Origin of the sequence: Paracidovorax sp. MALMAid1276 (genome assembly GCF_049198005.1) — a bacterium.
Classification (GTDB): Bacteria; Pseudomonadota; Gammaproteobacteria; order Burkholderiales; family Burkholderiaceae_C; genus Acidovorax.
Genome location: NZ_JBMIRS010000049.1, coordinates 1 through 3,509, shown reverse-complemented (window position 1 = coordinate 3,509; position 3,509 = coordinate 1). Strand labels below are relative to the sequence as shown.

3 protein-coding genes are annotated in these 3,509 nt (G+C 69.1%); 2 read left to right on the top strand and 1 reads right to left on the bottom strand.

The window, feature by feature from the left end; all coding sequences use genetic code 11:
• The first annotated feature begins 197 nt into the window (after positions 1–197).
• Both ACOQFS_RS02920 and ACOQFS_RS02915 read left to right on the top strand, forming a co-directional pair.
• Positions 198–1,520 carry a DEAD/DEAH box helicase gene (locus ACOQFS_RS02920; protein ID WP_421561474.1) on the top strand — a complete coding sequence of 441 codons (1,323 nt, stop codon included), beginning with the start codon at positions 198–200 and terminating at the stop codon, positions 1,518–1,520.
• A gap of 149 nt (positions 1,521–1,669) precedes the next feature.
• A complete protein-coding gene (locus ACOQFS_RS02915) occupies positions 1,670–2,935 on the top strand; it encodes a sensor domain-containing diguanylate cyclase (RefSeq protein ID WP_421561473.1) in 1,266 nt (421 codons plus the stop codon).
• 64 nt (positions 2,936–2,999) lie between these two features.
• Here ACOQFS_RS02915 and ACOQFS_RS02910 read toward each other — a convergent pair.
• A partial coding sequence (locus ACOQFS_RS02910) for a methyl-accepting chemotaxis protein (protein ID WP_421561472.1) occupies positions 3,000–3,509 on the bottom strand: 510 nt, incomplete at its 5' end.

Sequence of the window (3,509 nt, the reverse complement as noted above, 5' to 3'; positions counted from 1 at the left end):
GCATAACCCTCGCGAGTGCGTGGTAGTGCTGATCGGGATGGGCCGCAAGGCGTCTTTTTTTGCAGCCAATCGCCCACCCATTGGCAAGAAAAGCACCGCGGCGGACCGCCCGACACCGCGCTACCACCGACCGCCGGGAGTTGTGCAGGCCATCCCAGGCGCGACAATGCAGGCCTTTCGCCCCGCACGCTTGCTCCATGCCCTTTGCCTCCCTCGGTCTTTCGCCCGCCCTTGCCCACGCTGCCGCCCAGGCCGGCTTTGCAGAGCCCACGCCCATCCAGGCTGCGGCCATTCCGCCCATCCTGGCGGGGGCCGACGTGCGCGGTGCCGCCCAGACAGGCTCGGGCAAGACGGCCGCGTTTGCGCTGCCGCTCTTGCAGCTGCTGCAGGCGGGCGCCACCGGCGCACGCGGCCCGCGCCAGGTGCGTGCGCTGGTGCTGGTACCCACGCGGGAGCTTGCGGCCCAGGTGGGCGAGGTGATTCGCAGCCTGGCGCAGCACCTGCAGCAGCCGGTGAAGGTGGCGGTTGTGTTCGGCGGCGTGTCGATCAACCCGCAGATGATGGGCCTGCGCGGCGGCGCAGACGTTGTGGTGGCCACGCCGGGCCGCCTGCTGGACCTGGTGGAGCACAACGCGCTGCGGCTGTCGGCCGTGGCTCACCTGGTGCTGGACGAGGCCGACCGACTGCTGGACCTGGGCTTTGCCGAAGAGCTGCAGCGCGTGCTGGCGCTGCTGCCGGCACGCCGCCAGAACCTGTTCTTTTCGGCCACCTTTGCGGCGGATGTGCAGGCCCTGGCAGACAGCCTCTTGAGCCAGCCCGTGACCGTGGAGCTGCCCCATGCCAGCGGCAGCGAACCGGCCATCGAGCAGCGCGCCATTGCCGTCGACGCCAGCCGCCGCACCCAGCTGCTGCGCCACCTGGTCACGGAGCATGGCTGGCCCCGCGTGCTCGTGTTCGTGGCCACGCAATACGCGGCAGAGCACGTGGCAGAAAAGCTGTACCAGGCCGGCATCTATGCGTCGCCCTTTCATGGCGGCCTCAGCCAGGGCGCGCGCAAACAGGTGCTGCAGGAATTCAAGGACGAGCGCTGGCAGGTGGTGGTGACCACCGACCTGGCGGCACGGGGCATCGACATCGCGCAATTGCCCGCCGTGGTCAACTACGACCTGCCGCGCTCTGCCGTGGACTATGTGCACCGCATCGGCCGCACAGGGCGTGCCGGGCACAGTGGCGTGGCCGTGAGCTTTGTGACCGCCGATGCCGAGGCGCATTTCCGCCTGATCGAAAAGCGCCAGAACCTGACGCTGCCGCGCGAACACGTCGCGGGCTTCGAGCCCCGGCAGCAGGCGGCCGCACCGGTGCCCGCAGCGGGCAAACAAGGCTCCGGCGGCATCAAGGGCAAGCGGCCCAGCAAGAAGGACAAGCTGCGCGCGGCTGCCGCTGCGGCGACGGCTGCGGGCACGGAATCCCTATCGGCCACTGCCGCACCTGCCGGAGCCCCGCCCCGCACGCGAACCTGAACGGCTAGCCTAAGGGCAGACGCTCAGCGGCCCGGGGGCGTGCCTGCGCCAGGCTGCAAAATCCGGTCGGCGCTTCTCCACCACCGGCATTCCCATGCGCAGGCACCGGTGCGACAATGGCGGCTTACTTTTGGTTACCTATTTGCCGAATGCCCCCTGACCTCCATCTGCTGCAGATGCTGCCAGCGGCTGTACTCGTTGTACACGACGGCGTCATCCGCTTTGCCAACCACGTCAGCGCCGAGCTGCTGGAGGTGCCCAGCGCCGACAGCCTGATCGGCCGGCGGCCGGTGGAGTTCGTGCACCCGATGGACCAGGCGCGCTCCTCGCACCGCATCGAACAGGTGGTGGTGCCCAGCCAGGCAGGCCGCCCCAACAAGCCGGCCGAGTTCCGTATCCGCACGGACCGCGGCAACCTGCTGATGGTGCTGATCAGCAGCGTGTCCATGGAGTGGGACGGCGCGCCCGCCGTGCTGATGTGCGCGCTGGACATGACCCACCAAAGCGAGATCCAGTCGCAGTTGCGGGAGAGCGAGCAGAACTTTCGCCGCCTGTTCGACAACATGCAGGACGTGTACTACCGCACCAACGCGCAGGGGGTGGTGCAGCATGTGGGGCCAGGGGTGCGGCGGGTGCTGGGCTACGAGCCCCACGAGATCGAGGGCCGCACGGCCGAGTCGTACTACCCGCACAGCACGGACCGCGATGCCTTCAAGGCGGCCATCATGGCGCACGGGGAGGTCTCGGACTTCCCGGGCCAGATGGTGCGGCGCGATGGGGCGGTGATCGACATCTCCATCAGCAGCCATGCGCTGTATGACCATGCGGGCAATTTTGCGGGCGTGGAAGGCATCTACCGCGACGTGACGCAGCGCAAGAACCTGGAGCGGGAACTGCAGCGGCTTGCCACCACCGACATGCTGACCGGCATGGCCAACCGCCGGGCCTTTCTGGAAGGCGCAGAACAGGTGTATGCCCGCTCACGCGCGAATGGCGAACCGCTGACGCTGCTGATGCTGGACCTGGACCATTTCAAATCCATCAATGACCGGTTTGGCCACCTCGAAGGCGACCGTGCGCTCATTGCGTTTGCACAGGCCGTCAAGAGCCAGCTGCGCGCGAGCGACGCGGTGGGCCGCCTGGGTGGCGAAGAGTTTGGCGTGCTGCTGCCGCTGACCACGCTGACCGAAGGCATGGAGGCCGCGTCGCGCATCCTGCACAGCGTGCGCGCGCTGGAGCTGCGCGACAGTGCGGGCCAGACCTACCGCATCACCACCAGCCTGGGAGTGAGCGCGCTCCGGTCCAGCGACCGCAGCCTGCGCGACGTTCTGGACCGCGCCGACCAGGCGCTGTATCTGGCCAAGCACCGCGGGCGCGACCAGATCGCCTCGCTCGACGTCCCGCCAGGCCTCTGAGCGGGTGGCACCCACCCCACCGCAGCCAGGCGCGCAGTGGGATCAGTGAACCGGTTGCAGTGGACTAGCGCGCGGCCATCGACAGCCGCTGGCGCACGGTGCCTGCTGCGGGCAGAGCCACCGGCACTGCGGGTGCTGGCACGCCGCCCTCACCCTCCCGCTCGGGTTCTGCAGGGCGCAGTGCGGGGCCGCTGGCGTCCGGTGCCAACCTGAACTGGCGGATGACCTCCAGCAGGCGCCGCACCTGGTTCTTCACGCCGGAAGATGCCGAGGAGCTGTCGTCCACCAGGGCCGCGTTCTGCTGCGTGGCCGCATCGAGCTGACGCACCGCCTCGCCGATCTGGGCGATGCCGCGTGCCTGCTCGTGGCCCGCATTCTGGATCTCGCTGATCAGCGTCACCACCTGGTTCACGTGCCGCACGGTGTTGGCCACGCGCTCACCGGCCTGGGCCACCAGCGCAGAGCCCCGCCCCACGCCCTGCACGCTCGTCACGATCAGGCCGCGGATCTCGCGCGCTGCAGCGCTGCTGCGCTGCGACAGACCGCGCACCTCGCCGGCCACCACGGCAAAGCC